The sequence below is a fragment of the Collinsella sp. genome, assembly GCF_052346665.1.
In the GTDB taxonomy this organism is placed as follows: Bacteria; Actinomycetota; Coriobacteriia; order Coriobacteriales; family Coriobacteriaceae; genus Collinsella.
Genome location: NZ_DAWDUX010000026.1, coordinates 14,069 through 33,794, shown reverse-complemented (window position 1 = coordinate 33,794; position 19,726 = coordinate 14,069). Strand labels below are relative to the sequence as shown.

Sequence of the window (19,726 nt, the reverse complement as noted above, 5' to 3'; positions counted from 1 at the left end):
GGAGGCCGCTTAGCGGTTATGATTTATCGCGTCCAAGTTTCGGGGCGCAGTTCACTGGGAAACGGGGGCTTTTCTTTCCGATCAACTCCGTTTTCGTCCATGGAGAGCCTTACCCCCATGGTGCTCCAGCTAAGAAGCATCTAGGTTCTAGAAAAATGGCTAATTATTACCGTTTTGTATCCCCCAAATGACCCTAGAAGCAGTTCTTGGTGCCATCAACCACCCTCATTTGGCTATATTCGCCTGTTTGTGCCCATTTTTAAGCAGTTTCGCCGCGTTTTCTTTAACTACAAGAGCTCAAGACCGTCTGAATCGTCCGCCAGCAGCCGACGGACGATACAAAACGGTAATTTTTAGCCATTTTTCTCAATTCACGTTTCTCGTGCCACGGGCGCGCGCCTTGATGTAGCTTCTTTACATGGACGCACTTGTTTTCTCACATATCTCGGCCTTGCGCGCAATCAGGCGTGCACGAGGGGCGTATTCTGCCGTTCCGTGGAGGTCGCTTACCGTCGCCGAACAACGCCGAGTTCTGGCGAATTGCAAGCCCAACCTCTCGACACTCGATTTTGATTATCTTGGTCGCCATGCCCTTTGGAATGGCGAGGACGGTGAGCGCCTTGACGTTCTCGTATCTGACCCAACATGTCGCCGAGCCAGAAAGCCCCTGACGTGCCATGTTATGTCGCGCGATCTTCCCGCTGGATCCATCCTCGAAATCGAGCGCGGTCTTTACTGCACCTCCCCCGCGTTTACCGCATATCTCTATTCGCGTGGCCGCTCCGTCCCAGAAATCGCCGCGCTCCTCATGGAGCTTCTTGGAACGTATTCCCTGCCTCACGATGCAACGCTTTCCATTGCGAGGGGCAAAACGTGGTCGTCAATGGACGGCATCCGGCTCCCCAATTCCGCGTCAGCCGAAACGCACCTCAGCGGCCTCGACACCTCCGCCGAGACCGACCCCGAGATTAACGACGTCTCCGATACGCCCCTTGGCGCGCCCGATGGAACAGCAACGCACCGCACACACGGCAACCAGCAGGTCAAGATTGAACAGACCCATTATTCATGCGAGCCGGCCGCCACCAAAAAGCAACTCAGGGCAATCGCGAAGTGGACCAAAAGCAGCCGTGACCATGCCTTTCGCCGAGCGGTCGACCTCGTCGCACCCAATTCCGCCTCGCCGGCAGAAACCATCCAGTACTGCATGCTCGGATTCCCCATGCAGTACGGAGGCTTTAATTGCGCCGCGCTACCCGACGGCATGTTGCTCAACCACCGCATCGACTTTACGCATGACGCGGTGCTCATGTCATCAGGTATGCCCTATGCCGTTGCCGATGTTTTCATTCCCGCAGCCAACGTCGACGTTGAATACAACGGCACGGGGCACGAGGAACTCCCCGCTCGCATCCACGACGGCAACCGCAACAACGGCCTTCGCTGCATGGGTATCATCGTTATCGTTATTCAACGCGACCAAATGCGCGACATCCAAGCGCTCGAAGCCATCGCGCGCATCATATACCGCTTTGCCCACGTGCGGTTTAGGTACCAAGGAAAAGGCCATCGCACCAAGCAGGCAAACCTGCTCAACGCCCTTCGAGGTGCGGTGGGGCTTAAGCCCGTGTAGCGCTGCGAGGGCTTCGAGACCATCAGCAACTTATGCTCTCCCTGCGGGGGTCGTTGACAGCGCCGCACGGCACACTCACCATGTTCTGCAGGAAGTATCAACAGCAAGGAGACCTCATGGCCGCAGCACAACCCAAGAAGATCCGCATGGTCGCCGGCCTCGGCAACCCCGGCGACGAGTACGCCGCTACCCGCCACAACGCCGGCTTTTGCGCCATCGACATCCTCGCTCGGCAGGCGGGCGTGAGCTATTGGAAAAACCAGGCGGGTGCCGAGGTCGCGCTCATCAGCGTGAACGACCTCGAAGAGGAAGGCGGCAAGCGCGAAGTCGTGCTGGTCAAGCCTCAGTCGTACATGAACACGAGCGGCGGCCCCATCTCCAAGCTCTGTGCGCAGTACAAAGTGAAGCCCGAAGAGCTGCTCGTGATCCACGACGAGCTGGACATCCCAGCGGGCGATGTACGCGTTAAGGTCGGCGGCGGGCACGCCGGGCACAACGGTCTGCGCTCCATCATCGACAAGCTCGGCAGCCGCGACTTCTCGCGTATCCGCGCCGGCATTGGCGACCCTCCGGGACGTATGCCCGTGGCCGACTTCGTGCTCAAGCAGCTGCGCGCCAAGGAGGCCGAGGATTTCGGTTTCATGACGCAAGCCGCCGCTGAGGCCGCCGCGCTGGCCGTGACGCGCGGCGTCATCTTCGCCCGCGACCACGTCAACGGCGGCGCGGGATCCAACGGCAAGCACTAGGAACCCAACCTCAATTTAGGGACAGGCACCGAATTGAGATAGAGACGCCAACGAACACCGCCGGGCAGTCGTTGTAAAACTATCCCTAGCCGCTTCCCAGCAACGCCCACCGAACAACGGCCCACCATTGGCCCGATAGCACATCGGTTCGAACCCCGAATGGGAAACGCGCGGTATACTGAACACCGTATGCGCATATTCGCCATGCGCATATGCCGCTTAGGCTTCATCGGGGAACTCGTGCGCGCTACCTGCGCAAACGCCCCCGACCAATCAGAGAGGGGTTCTATGTTTGAAATCCTGAAAAAGACGCAGTTCTCGGACAAGGTGTTCGAGTTCCGCGTCCACGCCCCGAGGATGGCCAAGAAAGCTCACGCCGGCCAGTTCCTCATGGTGCGCATCGACGATACCGGCGAGCGCGTGCCATTCACCTTCGCCAACTGGAATGCGGAGGAGGGCTGGATCGAGTTCATCTTCATGGTGATCGGCAAGACCACCAAGTGCCTCTCCGAACTCAACGAGGGCGACTTCATCCGCGACATCACCGGACCGCTGGGCAAGCCCACCGAGATCGAGGGCGACTCCGTGGCCGTCATCGGCGGCGGCGTGGGCTTGGCCATCGCCTACCCCGTAGCCCGTATGCTCTGCGAGCAGGGCAAGAACGTCTACGTCATCATGGGTGCCCGCACCAAGGACCTCCTCATCCTGCATGAGCAGTTCGACGCACTGCCGCTCGCCGGCCTATACGTCACCACGGACGACGGCACCATGGGCGAGAAGGGCGTCGTGACTCTGCCGCTCGCGCGCCTGTGCGAGACGGACGCAATCGACCACGCCTTCTGCGTTGGCCCCGTGCCGATGATGAAGTTCTCCTCCCTCACCTGCCACGAGCACAACATCCCGATCATCGCCAGCCTCAACCCCATCATGGTCGACGGCACCGGCATGTGTGGTTGCTGCCGTGTCGAGGTGGGCGGCGAGACCAAGTTCGCCTGCGTCGACGGCCCCGATTTCGACGCCAGCGCCGTCGACTGGGACGACCTGGCCGCGCGCCAGGCCAGCTACCGCGGCGAAGAGGCCGTTTCCACCAAGCGTCATGAGGAGGCCTGCGCATGCCAGAAGTAAAGAAGTATCGCCCGAACATCGGCGCTCCCCGCACTGCTCCGAACGAGGAGCCGGCCGCTGAGCGCGCGTGCGATTTCCGCCCGGTCGACACGGGCTTCACCAAGGAAGACGCCATCGCCGAGGCCAACCGCTGCCTCGACTGCAAGAAGCCCCTGTGCATGCAGGGTTGCCCCGTCGGCGTGAACATCCCCGGCTTCATCTCCAAGATCCGCGATGAAGACTGGGCGGGCGCCCTCGAAACCATCAAGGGCGACAACCTGCTGCCCTCCGTCTGCGGCCGCGTGTGCCCGCAGGAGAACCAGTGCGAGGGCAAGTGCATCCTCGGCCGCAAGGGCGAGGCCGTGGCCATCGGCCAACTCGAGCGCATGGTGGGCGACATGGCCGACGAGGTCGGCCGCGCTCCGGCGTGCAAGCCCAAGAACGGCAAGAAGGTCGCCATCGTGGGCTCCGGCCCCTCCGGCATCGCCTGCGCCGGCGAGCTCGCACGCGAGGGCTTCGACGTCACCGTGTTCGAGGCCTTCTTCACCGGCGGCGGCGTGCTGACCTACGGCATCCCCGAGTTCCGCCTGCCCAAGAAGATCGTCAAGCGCGAGATCGACGGCCTGGAGCAGCTCGGCGTGCACTTCGAGTACAATTCCGTCGCCGGCCGCCTGTTCGACGCCGACGAGCTCTTCAACGAGGAGGGCTTCGACGCCCTGTACCTCGCCGTGGGCGCCGGTCTCCCCCGCTTCCTCAAGGTCCCGGGCGAGAACCTGCCCGGCGTGTACTGTGCCAACGAGTACCTCACCCGCACCAACCTCATGCACGCGTACGACTTCCCCGTCTACGACACCCCGATCCGCCAGGGCAAGAACGTCGTGGTGTTCGGCGGCGGCAACGTTGCCATGGACGCCGCCCGCACCGCTCTGCGCCTGGGCGCCGACAGCGTGACGCTGGCCTACCGCCGCACCGAGGCCGAGATGCCCGCGCGACTGGCCGAGGTCCATCACGCCAAGGAAGAAGGCGTGCACATCCTGGAGCTCGTCAACCCGCTCGAGTTCATCAAGGGCGAGGACGGCTTTGTGTCCGCAGTCAAGCTGGAGCGCATGGAGCTCGGCGAGCCCGACGCCTCCGGCCGTCGCCGACCGGTCCCCGTGGCCGACTCCGCCTTTGAGATCCCCTGCGATGTGGCCATCACCGCCATCGGCACCATGGCCAACCCCTTCGCCAAGCTCTGCGCCGACGTCGAGCTCAACCGCTGGGGCCTCATCGAGGCCGACGAGGACGGCCGCACGAGCAACCCCAAGGTGTGGGCCGGCGGTGACATCGTGACCGGTGCCGCCACCGTCATCCTCGCCATGGGCGCCGGCAAGAAGGCCGCCGCCTCCATCAAGAAGGAGCTGCTGGGCGAGTAAGCGCTCCGCGATTCCCATAACGGCATCCGGCCCGTCGACCACACGGTCGGCGGGCCGTTTTGCGCCGCGGCGATTGCGGAGCCCGGGCAGGACGCCATCGTGCGTGCCATTGGGCATGAACTGCGCAGCCGACCCCGGCGCCGACCGATGCGTACGCGTCCCTTTGTGCACGCCATGCCCGCAGGCCGCCCGCTCCCCCCTTGCATGCCAAAACGGGTACCATGAGTACACAGCCCATTTCGAACGCACGCAAGGAGCAGCACGTGACCAGCAGCACGAGCGCCGCGGCCGGTACAGCATCCAACCCCGACTACGACCTGCCCGGTAACGACCTCGATCCCAACAACCTCACCGCCGAGCAGCGCAAGACCATCCCGCTCATCATCCGCGTGTACGGGGCGCTTTGCGCACTCGACGGCATCATCGCGCTCCCGCTTATGGGCGCGTACTTCGGAATCATCCTGTACCGACTCGCCATTGGACAGGAAAGCGCGCTGATTGGCTCCGACCTCACGCTCACCTTCACCATGACGGCCATCGGATCGGTGCTGACCTTCATCTCCTCCGTCGCGCTCATCATCTTTGGCTGGACGCTTCTCAAAAGCTACCGCCGCGACGCCGGACGCTGGGCATACGCGCTCATCGTCATGACCGTGGGGCAAATCCTCATCGACGTCATGCTCCAGGGCATCGGCGTGCACCTCATCCGCCCCGCCATCCAGCTCGCCATCCTCACCGGTCTGTCGACCACCATCGACCCCACCTTGCGCGAGGAACGCGAACTCCAGCGTCACTTGCGCGACCTGGAAGACCGCGTTGCCGCGGCAGGCGGCATGCTCGGCCGCGATCTTACAGGTGAGGGTTACATTAAGCTGAACTTCTTCAACCTGTTCTGGGTCTTCATGGTGTGCTGCGTGCTCGGTCTCATCATCGAGGTCATCTTCCATATGGTGTACGTCGAACCGGGCGTCTACCAGGATCGAGCCGGCCTTCTGTTCGGGCCGTTCAGTCCCATCTACGGCTTTGGCGCCGTGCTGCTCACCATCGCGCTCAACCGGTTTTACAAGAAGAGCTTCGTCATTATCTTCCTAGTGAGTGCCGTTATCGGCGGCGTGTTCGAGGCTGCTGTGAGTTGGTGGATGCAGACGTCGTTCGGCGCCATCGCATGGAGCTACTCCTATGAGCTGCTGCCCGGCGTGCCCGATCCGATGGCGATCCTATTCGCCGGGCGCACGTCTACGCCGTTCATGCTCATGTGGGGCACGCTCGGCCTATTCTGGATCAAGCTGTGCCTGCCCAGGCTTCTCAAGCTCATCAACCTGATCCCCTGGAAGATGCGCTATTCACTCACCACGGTAGTGGCCGCGCTCATGTTGACGAACGGCGTCATGACGCTGCAGGCGCTCGATTGTTGGTTCTGCCGTGAGAGCGGCATCGCGCCGAGCTCGCCCGTCGAGGAGTTCTACGCCGAGCACTTCGACAACGCGTACATGGAGCATCGCTTCCAGAGCATGACGATCCACCCCAAGACCTCGAGCCGCGTGGATTCGCCCAAGACGGAGGCGTAGGATCAGCCGCAACATGCCAAAAAAGGGGGGGGCGAGCCCCTTGACACGCGAGCCTTGGCGAAGGAGAATGACCCGAGACACCTCATATCTGCAGGCGCGCCAAAACTGGCTAAAAAATACCGATTTGTATCCATAAGCGCGGCGCCATACTGCCCATTTCACCCTAAACGCGCCCCTAACCTGGGTGCATCATGTCGCGAAAACGATTCGTGGAAACACTACACCCACGTGAACAGGCGTTTTTCCAATCTCGGTCCTTTGGCCGAGGTGTCCTTGGCGGGACGAGCGATACAAAACGGTAGTTTTTAGCCACTTCGGGGATATATACGATCCACATCCATTGAACTTCCGGGCAGAACGCAATCGAGCGTCACTGCGCCCGCCCCTCCCCATGTTCAATCTCGTTGACGCACTCGTTTTTGATGGTTGCCACGAGATGCTGCAGGCCGTCGATCACACGCGGGCGGATGTCGCCGCCGATGAGCACGAGCATGATGTCGTCGCCCACCGCAAGCTCACCGGAGTTGAGCCATACGCGCACGTACCCAATGCCGGGCAGGGTGCGCGCCTCCTCTACCGCAGCGGCGACCTTGTCCTCGTCGTAGGAAAAGTGCATGCTGGTGACTTTGTCGCCGGGCTGGACACCATCGGTTTCGATTCCGCGTGCTTCGGCTTTGGGGGTCTCACGCACGGTGCCGTTGTGGACAAGGTACATGCCGCACGCGCGGAACGACGGGTCCGCTTTGGCCTCGCGCAACCACGCGTCGATAGAGGGTATATCTGCCATGGGTAGACTCGCTTTCTGCCATATGGCCCTTGTTGGAACACCTGAGACGACTCGCATGGCAAGCGCGGACATCACGCCGCCAGCACATCAACCACCCATCTTCTTTAGATTGAGCAGTTTCCATTGTGCCTCAGGACTCTGCGCGGCGCGCTGCGTAACTTCACCATCTCCAAAAAGAAGCTCTGGGCAGTAGTCCCCTTGGGACAATCGCTCCAGGTATTCTTTTTCTAAATCGTTTTTGGGAAGGACGAAACTCTCGACAAACCTCTCCGCCTTTTGCATAAGACTATCGAGAGTCGGGGGTTTTTCAAGCTGGCGCAACATGGGGACGAGCTGCTCTTCGACCTCCTTTTCACATTTTTCAAAACGAAGTGACCTGCCAATAAAGCTGTTTGGAAAATGAGCGGACAGCGAAGCATAGTACAGCAGCACCTTGTGAAGCAGCTCGTCTGGCGCCTCTACGCCGCTACAGTGCTCCGCCAGATTTCCGATGTCGTACAAATCGCGTATTTTGACCCTGTCAAAATACGCCTTGACCTTGCCCCCTGCCAATTCATAATCGTCAAACATCAAAACATCCAAATCGGGGCGCAGCGGAGACTGCCTCACTCGGAGCGGAATCAGGGGCGACCTATTCATGTAAATGCAATCGATCTTTACATGATCATTTCCCCAGTTTCCCCTATACCTCAATACAAATGTCCGTCCCGCATGCCCGCCTTCGCGAGCGTCAACTCTATATCCTAAATAGCTTGCAACTTCCTGTATGCCGCGCTCGATCCCTGGACGCTCTCTCATCATTTCCGCCCGTGAAAGACTCCCCACGTACGACATGTCTATATCAACCGACAAACGCGGAAGACCAAACATGAACAGGTTGATCGCTGTACCACCATGCATCGCAAGCTTGCCCTTTAAATCTGGGTGGCGACCCATTTCTGCCAGCAGCTCCAAAAGGCGGTTGACCTTGTCGAGCGTTTCCGGTCGGAAGCTTTCAATATCTATAGGACCCATGAGCGCAGCTCCTCTTGATCCGCAGGCAAACACAGGTTCCAGCGTTTTGACCAACCCGGGCTTCGCGTTTGTCTTTTGTCCAACCTGTATGGTCCGCCCGTCACCATGGTCTCTAGTCGGTCGAGCTGCTCATCTAGCACACGCCAATCGCGCTGCTTTTGCTCTAACAACCAGCCAACCCTCGCAGCAAGCGAGGCTGACCCTTGCTCCACAAGAGCAAGCAGCTCATCAACATCAAGGTAGGGAAAAAGCGAAAGGGATCGCAGCGCCTCCTCTACGCCACCCGCCCTATCTGTATAGCGCAAACAATCGACTAGCGTTTGCTCGCGCGTGGTAACTCCGGCCCCATTAGCGCCAACCGCTCCTATCAACTGATAGCGAATCGATCTGTCGCAAGCGTATGGTACATACAAAACACCGCCATAGGAGAACTTGGTCTTTATTGTTCTCGACCTAAACTGACACATGCTTGATACATTATGAGCAACGCCGTGGACCTCAAGGGCAGAGTGAAAAGAAATGACTGCATCTAAATCGATCGCCGCAAGGACATCCAGCGCACTCACGCCCGCGCCAGAATAATCGCCAATCTTTGAAACGTATGCGCCGCGTCGAATTCTCTCGATGCTTCCATGCTTTATCGCGCGATCCAAAGTTGTCCTCACCGATGCGGCAGACATACCAGACTCCGACATAAGCTGCTCAACGGTGAAGACTTGATTTCTTTCTATGTAGTCTCTGAACTTCATACTGACAAATTATAGTAGAAACAACTACACTTTGTATACTTTTCTAGTGATTATTGTCAGTATTCCATATTAACAGCCTCCAGAAACGAGTACCTCAATCAAAAAGTGTGGGATTTATCGCAGACCCTCGGACGCGTCCCGAGGCCATTCCTCAACTTCTTAAAGCCACGAATCGGCCGATTTTGTAACGAGTTTCCGAACACCCCGAGTAGAGGGACAATGATAAAAGATTTTATCTGCGGCGATGATGCCAAAAATGTCCCTCTACTCGGCACGCCTCAAAACTCGTTACAAAAACGCCCGATTCGTGGCACTCCACCCGCAACAGGGTCCCGGCGTGCCAAAAGGGGTACGTCCCCAAATGGCACACCGGGCGGTTTGGCGTTTGGGAACGTACCCCCTTTGGAGCGGGGACGGATTTTTGGAGCGCGCGGTTTTACGCTTAGGGCTGGACGGTGTCGTACTCGGCGATGAGCGTGCACACCATTGCGGCGCGCTTGGTCTGCGCCAAGAAAGCATCGTCGCAGGTCACCAGCGTGAGCACCTTGGTTGCGTTGCTCAACTCCGTGTCGGCGTCCGTCGCCTTCGCCTCGGCGTGCTTAATGGAATCAGAGAGGTACTGCGCCAGACCACCATCACCCTCGAACGACGTCTGCCGCGCTTCGACGTAGTCGTCATCAACACGCATCGTAAACAGGGGCTTCAGCTCGTAGGTCTTCTCGGGCGTGATGTAGTAGACCTTCTCTATCGAGTCGAACTTCTCCTGATCAAGCGAATCGTACACCTGCGTGAACATCGAGCCGTCGTTCATGTGGTGACCGTACAGCGTCGTCTGCTGGTCAACAAGACCCGGCGCGGTTCCTTCGGAATCGAGGAAGACGGTGCCGTTGGCGTTATAGTCGCCCGAAATCAGCGTACGCAGATAGGTGTCATTGGTTTTGCCTTGGACGACGACGTAGTTGATGTTCGTGCCGGGGATGTAGATCCAGCCCACCACGTCCTCGTTCACCTTTTTGAGCGCATCGAAGTCGATGACCGGCACACCATCACCGCCCTCATCGGAGAGCGTGACCGCCTCTTTGGTAAGGCCATCGTAGAAATCCGCCGCCTGCTTGTAACCAATCTGCGCATGAACGAACAGACCGCCGGCCACGAGTAATAGCACGACCCCTATGGCGATGAGCACGTACGACGCGATATTGCGACCACGGCGGGGTCGTGGCGCGCTCGACGTCGACCCGGGCCTACCGCCGCGCGTGCCCGTCGAGCCTTGGGGGCGCGCATAAGGAGAAGCCTGAGCTACGCGGGGCGGCCGAATAGGCTGGGACACCCGCGCCCCGCTTGAGGGCGCGGCATTGTACGTCGCCCGGTTCTGCGGCGCGGTGACGTGCGACATCTGGCGAGGCGGTGAGGCGGCATGAGACCCCCGGTTCTGAGAGGCGGCGGCGCCTCCCATTGAGGTCGTATTCGGCTGGGGCGCGGCACCACTGGGCTTAAAGTGCCTTCCTCCGGTTGCCATACCGGGCTACGCTTCGGCCATATCGCGCTTGAGCCGCGCGATCGCATCACGGTACTCGGGCATGGTGGCGCCGAGAATCTGCGTGGCGTAAATTGCGGCGTTCTTGGCGCCATTGATGGCCACGCAGGCAACCGGCACGCCGGAAGGCATCTGAACCATGGAAAGCAGGGAGTCGAGTCCGCCCAGGTCGCTTGTCTTCATGGGGACGCCGATCACCGGCAACGGGGTGAATGCCGCCACGACACCACCCAGGTGGGCCGCCTTGCCAGCCGCGGCGACGATGACCTTGATGCCGCGGTCGGCGGCGGTCTCCGCCCACTCGTGGACCTTCGCGGGATTGCGGTGGGCGCTCGCAATGACGAGCTCGTAGGGCACGCCGAGGGCGTCGAGCTCGGCCGTGCAGCCCTCCATGACGGGCATATCGGATTTGGAACCCATGATGATTCCGACGAGCGGGGTCTTCTCGGAAGCGTTATCCATGGTAGTACCTCTCGGTCTTGTGTCTACAACGCTTCAAAGTATAGCCGAGACCGGCGAAATGCCAGCTATTAGCCTACTTGTTTCTCGGGTATCCGCATGTGCGTTCACCGGCTGGTCGAAACCTTGGCCGAAGGGTGACGGGCCGTGCGGATATGGGGAGATTATCCGATGATTCCGAGGGCGGTTGCCCCCGTTGCCTTCGCTCCTTTGGCAGCGTATTACCTCCTAGCTTGAATTTTTGCGTGCTGTCAGATGTTACCGGCGCCCAGGCCAGACAATCCGGGCATCATGCGGGAAAAAGGGACAAAAGCGTCCCCTACGCTTTCCTCCCCATACAACACGGGAGAACGGGAGGAACGGTGAAACGCTTTCGGACACACCTCGCCGCGCGCCGGCGACACGATCACTTCATCGCATCGAGAGGGCCGCGTGCAAAACCGCGACGTCCCGCTCCCAAGCTACTCGCCGCGCTCGCCGTGGCCGCCGTTGTCGCGCTGGGCATGCTGGCGGGAACGATGGAGGGCGGCAAGGCTACACCTACCGCATATGCGGCACCCAGCACGATCACCGGCAAGGCGGACATCGTCATTACGAACAAACAGCAGGCATACTATGAAGGTGCCGTGGCCCAATGCAAGGCAACGATCCATCTTCCCGATGGGTCGACGCAGATCGCCTATGGGCGCTGCATCTCGGGCATTCATTACGCCGTCCCCTACGACGGAACCTATGACTATGTGGGAACTCTCCAGCAGGACGGCACGTATTCCATCGTCATCCACTCCAACACGAGCGGCGGTGCAAACGCCGACGCGTTCCTCGAAGGCGAGATGTGGGGAACGCAGCAGATGGGAGAGATCCACCTGCGCTACAACCCCAAGGTAACAGTACGGTTTACCAAGACGTCGGCGGATGTCGAAATCACCAAGGGAAACGGGACGTACTCCCTCAAAGGCGCCGTTTACGACATCTATCGAGCGTCCGATGGGGCAAAAGTCACCTCAATAACAACGGACGAGCATGGGCACGCCTCCTGCGAGCTCACGCCCAACACCTCATACTACGCCATAGAGGTCAAAGCGCCGGCAGGGTTCAGCCTCAACAAGCAGCGCATCGAATTCTCCACCGGTGATTCCGAGGGCTCGGTCCCCCTCTCCGACAAGGCGGGGACCGTACGGCTCATCATCGCCAAAAAGGATTCCGCCACGGGCGGGAAAGCGCAGGTGGGAGCATCGCTCGAGGGTGCTGAGTTTCGCGTGACATCAACCTCCACATCCGGCTGGAGCGCAACGGGAACCACAAACAAAGAGGGGTCAGTCGTGTTCGACGCGGTGCCGCTCGGAAACATCGTCGTCACCGAGACCAAGGCACCTGCGGGATACAAGCTTGATCCAAACGCCCATACCTACACGGTCGGCGCCGATCAGCTGGGAGATGCCGAGGTCATCACCCTTGAGCCCGATGATTTCATCGAGCATGTCATCGCGTTCGACATCGACATCGTCAAATACCGTGACACCGGGGCCGAGGGATCGGGGCTGCAACATGCCGGGCCGGGCATCCGATTCGAGATCATCTCGAACACAACCGGCAAAACCGTTGGCTCCCTCATCACCGACGAGAACGGCAAAGCGTCCACCGATCGCGCCGAGACGGTGAATCGGGAGGCGATTGCCGCCGACAAGACGGATGACCCGCAGAAACCCTGGATGGGCGAGGGAAAACGCGTGGAGGGCATATCCGGCGCGCTCCCTTATGATGCCAAGGGCTATACGGTCCGCGAAGATCCTTCCACCACACCTGAGGGCTATCGTCCCTGTCCCGATTGGACCATCGGCGTGGACGCCATGGCAGACGGGGCGAGCCTACATTACATCGTCGATAACGACCTCATCACCTCGCGCATCCAGGTGGTCAAGGCCGATGCCGAAAGCGGGCAAACCGTACCGCTCGCCGGCTTCTCCTTCCAACTCTTGGACAAAGATCTCAAGCCTATTACCCAAGAGGTTTGGTATCCCAACCACAGTGAAGTCTCCATATTCGAAACCGACGAGACGGGAACCGTCACGTTTCCCGAGGCACTCAGGTCGGGAACGTATTATCTTCGCGAGGTGGCGGCGCGGGAGCCATATCTTCTTCCAAACAAGGATGTCAAGGTCGTCATTTCAGACGAGCATGAAACCGGCCCGGTGACTGTTGTCCGTGTGGCGGACGAGCAGGCACGGGGAGTCGCATCCATCCACAAGACCTGCTCTGAAAAGGATGATTGTCCACACCTTACCGAGTTTCAGGAGCCCAGCAAATCGCTTCAAACAGGGAAAATATCATCCCAGAGCAAATATGATGCAGCCTATGGCCTTGCAGGCGCCGAGTTCGATGTGGTGGCCCTCGATGACGTTATCAGCCCCGATGGAACCATTCAGGCAACCGCCGGACAGATCGTCGATCACGTGGTGACGCAGGAAGGCGGCTGGGCACAGTCCAGAGAACTGCCCTTAGGGATGGGCAGCGCGCGCTATGCCTTCGTTGAAACGAAGGCTCCAGATGGGCACGTTCTTGACGCGACGCCGCTCGAATTCACCCTCACATACCAAGACAGCTCCACGAACCTCGTGTATGCGGATGTCGAAGCGGCCAATGAACCCACGCATCTTGAAGTCGATAAGAACATTACGGACAACGGTGCTCCTTTGGAAGGTGCGTCCTTCTCCTTGTGGGATAGACGAGACGAGATCTCCGTCTCTCCGAACGAGGGCGGCGCGATCGCGGTGCGTGCTCCCGAGGGATCAACCGTCTGCGCCCAGCAGCGCGTTCCCTACGCCGTCATCGAGCTCGTCAAGCCAGACGCCATATCCGTCTCCCTCCAGCGTGAGGGAAGCTCTCCCCTCGAACTCACAACATCCCAAACCAACCTCGAGCCCGGCTTATACGCGCTTTCCGTTATTCGCGATGGCAAGCAACTCGACATCGACCTCAAGGAACTCGACATCGTCGAAAACCAGAGATATGTTCTTTCCATCACACAAGGGGTGTTCGGTACGAGCGCGACACTCGCGCATGCGGGAGATGCGTGCAAGCCGGTTGAGCTCACGTATCGGAAAGAAGACAACGCTTACACAGCAAGCGATCTTTCTGCCGGGCGTTACGAGCTAACCGTCGATGGAGGTGAGGCGCACACCGCAACCTTGGGAACCACCGCCTCATACGCCATGTTCGATTCGGGGACGTGGACAGATCTCCCCATCCTTCTTACCGGCGGCGCCACAACGTTCGACGCCTCCACGGATGCGAGCGGAACTCTGACCGTAAAGCACCTGGAGGAGGGGGCGTATGGCCTGCGAGAAACGGGGGCTCCCCCTGGTTTTATTGGCCCATACCTTCCTATCTTCTTCTCAGTCGACGCACATGGCCAGATTGAGGGTAAGCAAACCCACACCGTGACCGTAGAAAACGACTACACAAAAGTCGAGATCTCCAAAAGGGATATCACCAACGAAGAGGAGGTGGAAGGAGCCAAGTTGAGCATCCTCAACAATAAGGGTGAAGTCGTTGAGCAGTGGACGAGCGGAAGTGAGGCCCATCGTATCGATCGACTCGCACCGGGTACCTACACGCTCGTTGAGGATATGACCCCACGCGGGTACGACAAGGCCAAGAGTGTCGCGTTCACCGTTGAGGAAACGGGGGCGGTGCAGACCGTCACCATGTACGACGAGCCCGTTACCGTTCAAGGGGAAATCGACAAGCGTCAGGAAATCGCCGACCCAACGGCACCCGATACCGTCGAAAACGGAGACGGTCTTAATCAAGCGAACGTCACGGTCTCCCCCGAAGGCCGATTCGACTACAGCATCGACTTTAGAAACACAAGCTCCACCTGGGTCGACGAGTTCACCGTCACCGATGACCTGGATGCCGTGCGCGAGGGGCTGGCGATATTCGAGGGAATCACGACGCCGGTTGCGCGCGAGGACTTCGACGGCAAGCTCAACGTGTGGTACACCACGAACAACATCGATGATGACCATATGGATGAAAGTGGTGCAAACGCGACGCGTGACGATGGGCACGACAACCCCTGGCTCACCGACCCCGCCACGGTGCATCTAGGCGATGATGGTCGCGCGGTCTCTTATGCGGGCTGGGCCCTGTGGACACAAGACCTGCCGGCAGACGAAGCCCACATGTTGTTCGCAAAGGACCTTGGCCTAGGTGAGGGGGAATACATCACGGGTATTCGCCTTGAGTATGGTCGAGTGGAGCAGTCGTTTACGTCACGGCGCGATTCTTGGAAGCGTGATGACCTTAAAGATCCGCACGATGATCTAGACCGTATCGAGCGCGCGCAAAGCTCAAAGAGCGAGGGGGATAATCCAGCGGAACAGTCGTTGTCCCCCGCAGTCATTCACATGCGCGCGACCGGCGAATATCTCGCCGGCACCGATTTGTCTAATTCAGCCCACGTGGATTTGTATCGCAACGGAGGCGGTACCGGACTCGAAGACCATGACGAAGACTACGTAACCCAAACGCCGGGCAATGAACCCAAGGGCCCGCTCGCCCAAACGGGGTGGACATCACCGGCGCCCTTCCTGCTTGCCGGGGCACTAGCCGCCGGCGGTGTGGGCCTCGCCTGCGGCAGGAGAGCACGTGTTCGGCCGCAGCGCCCTTATCTCAAACGGCGATCATGAGCGTTGGAGGACGACGTATTCGACCGCTCTTCAAGCGCGCCATGATGCTCACTGCAACGCTGCTCGCCGCGACGGCGGGCATCATGGCCGCCGGCACGTCACGCTCACTATCTCGATATAGCACGCTTGAGGTCGAGGTGATTGGCGATTCCCCAAACAACGCGGCAAAAGAGGGCATCGACTGGCCCTCTCTGAGGAAGGAGAACCCCGATGTAGTCGGATGGCTAACGGTTGAGGGCGCGAGCATCAGCTACCCCGTTACATCAGAACGGGGAGAGCATGCTGGCGGATGGTATTTGAAACACGATTTCTGGGGGAGGACAAGCACCTTGGGCTGTCCCTATATCGACCCCCGTTGCACTACGGAAGCTTCCCATATCCTCATCTATGGACACACCGTGGATGCGCCAGACTCGATGTTCACGCCGCTTTCGCACGCCTATGAACAGCAGACCTTTTCACTCATCGGAGATGCGCATTGGTCAACCCACGAGCATGGAGATGCAACGTTTAAGCCTCTCATGGCAATCAACGTCGATGCCTTATACCCAGACATCCAGCAGTTCCGATTCGCCAGCAACAATGGTCTGCGCTCCTTTTTGCGCTCCCTTTCCAAAGACGCCTCATGCTGCGCCGAAAACAAGGAGGAACTTATCGAACGGGCTCGCCGTGTACTCAGCTTGGTGACCTGCCCGTCACCCCATGAAGGAGAGTGCACAAGAACCATCGTGATCTTTGTCCAACTGCAAGCACGATCGCGACCACTTCGTACAAAGCATTTCCAGCCATAAAAGGGCCTCCCATTTCTTGTGTCCAAGAAATGGGAGGCAGTTCAGGCATATCGCTGGGGCCGGGGGCAAACGACAAGGGCGGGCGCCAGAGGCCTACTCGGTTAGCTAGAGACCTACTCGGTTAGCTCCTCGTCCTCCTGGGTTACAGCCCGATTCTCCTCAGCTCGCTGAGCGCGCACGCTATCAGGTGTAGACCATTTCTCTCCCAGATAGTACGACAAGCCCAACCCGAGCAAGACGGCGATGGTCGCCCCGATCAAATACTGAACCCAATGTTCCTTGATGTACCTGAACACGGTCTCTCCCCTATAGCATGTGTACCGCTTTTACGAGCGGCGGATGACCTCGGTGACCACATCGGACACGAAGGCAACGTTGTCCGTATCCACGTTGTACGGCTGATCCTCCTCCGTATGGGCGAGGGCGAAGCCGGTGCCCTCAACACCACCGATGGTCAGGGAGCGCAAGCTCATACCCATGGCGACATGGGCATCGGTTGTCACGTACGGCATGTCGACCGTCGCACACTCGCGATGGAAGTCGCTGCTCACCTGCTGGACCAACTTCATGATGCGCTTGTCACCCTTGAAGACGCGTTGCTCACCTTCGGTGGCGAGCATGGCGAGCTGACCCGCACCCACGCTCTCGAGGTTGATGAGGAACACACCGCGAAGCTTGTCACGATGGGCATCGAGGAATGCACGGATGCCGGCGTTGCCATTTTCAGATGCGCCCGTGGCCACGAACCAGATGTCGTGTCCCAAAAGCTCGTCATCGCCCATGTCGGCAACGGCCTCGCGCAGCTCCTCCTCGGTTGCGCCGTCGTAGCCAGCGGCGCCGCCCTTCCATCCGTCGTCGAAGTTGTCCCAGGAACCGATGTCGTTCCCCGTGGACTTGGCATCAAACGAGTCATCGACACCAAGCCACTCACTCATGCTGTCATCGTCCTTCTTCTTGCGTCCAAAGAGGCGGCCGATTCCACGGTGCGTCTTCTCTTGAGCGGGCGCCAGGGCGCTGATGGTCTCAAACGACTGCTCAGGAGCTGCAACGGGCTCGGGAGAACTGATGACCGTAAAGGCACTGCGGGCCTCGGAGGCGACATCAGCGGTCCCGCTTTGGTTCGGAACATTTGGGGCACCCTGAACGCCAAACGGATCGGCCGGGGCGGCGGAAGGATCAGGTAAATCGAACAAGGAGGCGCGGTTCGCCGTCTGGGGTACCCGGGGCACAGGGGCGTCCGCCGTGCTCGGCACGTTGATGGTGCGCTTGGGGCGTGCCGGCACCGCAGAGTCTATCTGGGCCATGAGGGAGTCAACCGTCTCCACAGGCTGGACGGAGGGCTGGACGGGCATGGCAATCGTGCCGGACATGTCGGCTTCTCCGCGAGGCGTGGCAGAGGGCATCGCGAACACCTCAGTAGCGCCAGCTGCGTCCTGATCCTCGTGATCCTCCTCCACGTGATGCTCTTCCTCAACGGGCTGCCCCGCAGGGGCCTCCTCTGCAGCAGCGTCAACGGCGGCGTTCCCATCCTCAGAAGGAGTCTCGTCGCTCGCCGCCATGGCCGTCTCCTCAGCAGCTTCGTCCTCAGCCTCGTCCTCGATGACCTCATACTCAGCTTCCATCACGACGTCGAAGTCGTCTTCTTCCTCGACCTCTTCCTGAGGGGCGAGCGCTTCTTCAAATCCGTCCTCATCCTCAGCCTCATCGTAGGCCTCGGCGAGCTCGCCCTCATCGTTAGTGTCCTCTTCGGAATAATCCTGCTCGAGCTCAACATCCTCGTCGTAGGTGTCGTATGCGTCATACGCGTCGGCGGCGGGAGCCTCCTCCTCATGCTCAACCTCAAACGCGGTTGGGGTCTCGGGCTCGGGCTCATCACCCGGTTCGTACAGCACGACGCAGCTCTCGGGAAGCATACCCAAACCGCGAATCACGTCAGCGCCAAAACGAACGTTGCCCGCGCTGTTCAAGTAGAAGGGAAGCTTGGGCTCGGGGGCGGCGGCATCCAAATCAAGCTCGGACTGCGTCCCGGCACCGAGATCTTCTTCCTCGCTCTCCAGGTCCTCTTCGACAACAGGCGCGCTATCAATAGCGGGCATGGTGGCGACCGTGGCATCGGCGTCGAGCTGCTCCTCGACCTCATCCTCCGCGGGAGCGACATCGTTCTCGACATTCATGGTCACCGTCGTCCCAAGATCAACAGCAGGAAGATCGGTAGCCGTCGCGCCGAGCACGTCGACGGGCTCGAGCACCACAGGCACCTCGGGAACCTGCTCGACAACCTTACCAACCTCGGCGGTCTCGGTAACCTCGTCCGCCTCGCCATTCTGCTCGTCTTGCCCCTCAACCTCGTGGGGGTAAGCCATGGCAGCCTCCGCCTCAGCGGCAGCAGCCGCCTCTGCCGCGGCGATCGCGTCTTCGAGGATGCGCTGCTGCTCGGCGAAATACTCGTCCGCCGGCGTATCATGCGGGAATTCCTCACCAAGCTCGTACGGCGAAACGGCATCCATCACGCCGAGCATCGCGGCAACGGAAGACTTGTTCGACACGGCGCCCGTGGTATACGGCAACACGAAACGATTGGCAATAATCGCAACGCCGTTCGCCAGCGGAACCAAAGCAGCAAGAATGGCGAGAACCCAAAGCACCGCTTTGGCGGCACCCGGAACGGGGAACAGGCGAATGAACGCGAGAACCGCGGGCGCGACCATCGCAAAGGGCAGCAACTTGACGATGAGGGGCTTGTACGCCGCGAACGGCTCACGGGCAAGCAGGTCCTCACGCGGCGAATCGTAATGGGCGACCACCACGACAGGGCGGTTGCGGGGCGAGGCGAGCGGGCCGGAAGCACGATGGTAGGCGATGACATTCTGGCTCAAACCACCAGAGCCCAAACCGGAGATCACGGGGCGACCCGTGCGCTCGAGCACGTAGACAACGGCGGCGGCGAGGGCCAAAAGCAGGCCGACCACGCCAAGGGCCCCTCCAATGCCGCAAAGCACGGCACCGACGAAAGCGACGATACCCAAGATGGCCTGGGCAACCTTGGTCATGCCACTCGCGCTGAACTCTTGCATCTCGGGCGTGAATCCGTGATCGGCAAAGATCTTCGCGATGACGTTGGCCGCCTCGCGCTCCTCTTCACTACACGCCGGAGTGATACCCGTGTTCTGCAGTAGGTGGCTCAGGTATTGTTTCGTATTCGCCATGTGGGCTCCACATCGAACTCGCT

At 59.9% G+C, this 19,726-nt stretch carries 14 protein-coding genes; 8 read left to right on the top strand and 6 right to left on the bottom strand.

The window, feature by feature from the left end; all coding sequences use genetic code 11:
- From ACT8II_RS06170 to ACT8II_RS06145, 6 genes are all read left to right on the top strand, one after another.
- On the top strand, positions 1 to 191 hold a 191-nt coding region (locus ACT8II_RS06170), incomplete at its 5' end, for a hypothetical protein (protein WP_443813354.1).
- 491 nt (positions 192 to 682) lie between these two features.
- The gene (locus ACT8II_RS06165; RefSeq protein ID WP_443813352.1) at positions 683 to 1,633 is read left to right on the top strand and encodes a hypothetical protein; all 951 of its coding nucleotides are present in this window, start codon (positions 683 to 685) and stop codon (positions 1,631 to 1,633) included.
- 116 nt (positions 1,634 to 1,749) lie between these two features.
- Entirely contained in the window at positions 1,750 to 2,379 is a 630-nt protein-coding gene (gene pth / locus ACT8II_RS06160) for an aminoacyl-tRNA hydrolase (protein WP_294159900.1), read from the top strand.
- Positions 2,380 to 2,667: 288 nt separating this feature from the next.
- Positions 2,668 to 3,504 carry a sulfide/dihydroorotate dehydrogenase-like FAD/NAD-binding protein gene (locus tag ACT8II_RS06155; protein ID WP_302741995.1) on the top strand — a complete coding sequence of 279 codons (837 nt, stop codon included), beginning with the start codon at positions 2,668 to 2,670 and terminating at the stop codon, positions 3,502 to 3,504.
- Entirely contained in the window at positions 3,492 to 4,898 is a 1,407-nt protein-coding gene (gltA, locus tag ACT8II_RS06150) for an NADPH-dependent glutamate synthase (protein ID WP_302741997.1), read from the top strand. Before ACT8II_RS06155 ends, gltA begins: the two co-directional genes overlap by 13 nt.
- 263 nt (positions 4,899 to 5,161) lie before the next feature.
- Positions 5,162 to 6,466: a putative ABC transporter permease gene (locus tag ACT8II_RS06145; protein WP_233546206.1), complete on the top strand. Its 1,305-nt coding sequence runs from the start codon at positions 5,162 to 5,164 to the stop codon at positions 6,464 to 6,466.
- A gap of 370 nt (positions 6,467 to 6,836) precedes the next feature.
- On the opposite strand, the gene ACT8II_RS06140 is transcribed toward ACT8II_RS06145, so the two are convergent.
- From ACT8II_RS06140 to purE, 5 genes are all read right to left on the bottom strand, one after another.
- The gene (locus tag ACT8II_RS06140) at positions 6,837 to 7,253 is read right to left on the bottom strand and encodes a molybdenum cofactor biosynthesis protein MoaE (RefSeq protein ID WP_118654048.1); all 417 of its coding nucleotides are present in this window, start codon (positions 7,251 to 7,253) and stop codon (positions 6,837 to 6,839) included.
- 87 nt (positions 7,254 to 7,340) lie between these two features.
- Complete coding sequence (locus ACT8II_RS06135) at positions 7,341 to 8,267, bottom strand: nucleotidyl transferase AbiEii/AbiGii toxin family protein (RefSeq protein ID WP_118654047.1); 927 nt, start codon at positions 8,265 to 8,267, stop codon at positions 7,341 to 7,343.
- Positions 8,255 to 9,016 (bottom strand): type IV toxin-antitoxin system AbiEi family antitoxin domain-containing protein, encoded by a 762-nt coding sequence (locus ACT8II_RS06130; RefSeq protein WP_118654046.1) that lies wholly within the window; start codon positions 9,014 to 9,016, stop codon positions 8,255 to 8,257. Before ACT8II_RS06130 ends, ACT8II_RS06135 begins: the two co-directional genes overlap by 13 nt.
- A gap of 442 nt (positions 9,017 to 9,458) precedes the next feature.
- On the bottom strand, positions 9,459 to 10,202 hold the full coding sequence (locus ACT8II_RS06125) for a class B sortase (RefSeq protein ID WP_294159906.1): 744 nt from the start codon (positions 10,200 to 10,202) through the stop codon (positions 9,459 to 9,461).
- Positions 10,203 to 10,541: 339 nt separating this feature from the next.
- Positions 10,542 to 11,015, bottom strand: a complete 474-nt coding sequence (gene purE / locus ACT8II_RS06120; protein WP_294122212.1) for a 5-(carboxyamino)imidazole ribonucleotide mutase — start codon at positions 11,013 to 11,015, stop codon at positions 10,542 to 10,544.
- 359 nt (positions 11,016 to 11,374) lie between these two features.
- Between purE and ACT8II_RS06115 the strand changes: the two genes are divergently transcribed.
- Positions 11,375 to 15,706, top strand: a complete 4,332-nt coding sequence (locus ACT8II_RS06115) for a SpaA isopeptide-forming pilin-related protein (RefSeq protein ID WP_443813348.1) — start codon at positions 11,375 to 11,377, stop codon at positions 15,704 to 15,706.
- Between the two features lie 41 nt (positions 15,707 to 15,747).
- Entirely contained in the window at positions 15,748 to 16,497 is a 750-nt protein-coding gene (locus tag ACT8II_RS06110; RefSeq protein WP_443813346.1) for a hypothetical protein, read from the top strand.
- 326 nt (positions 16,498 to 16,823) lie between these two features.
- On the opposite strand, the gene ACT8II_RS06105 is transcribed toward ACT8II_RS06110, so the two are convergent.
- Positions 16,824 to 19,703, bottom strand: a complete 2,880-nt coding sequence (locus ACT8II_RS06105; protein ID WP_443813344.1) for a M28 family peptidase — start codon at positions 19,701 to 19,703, stop codon at positions 16,824 to 16,826.
- Positions 19,704 to 19,726 lie beyond the last annotated feature (23 nt).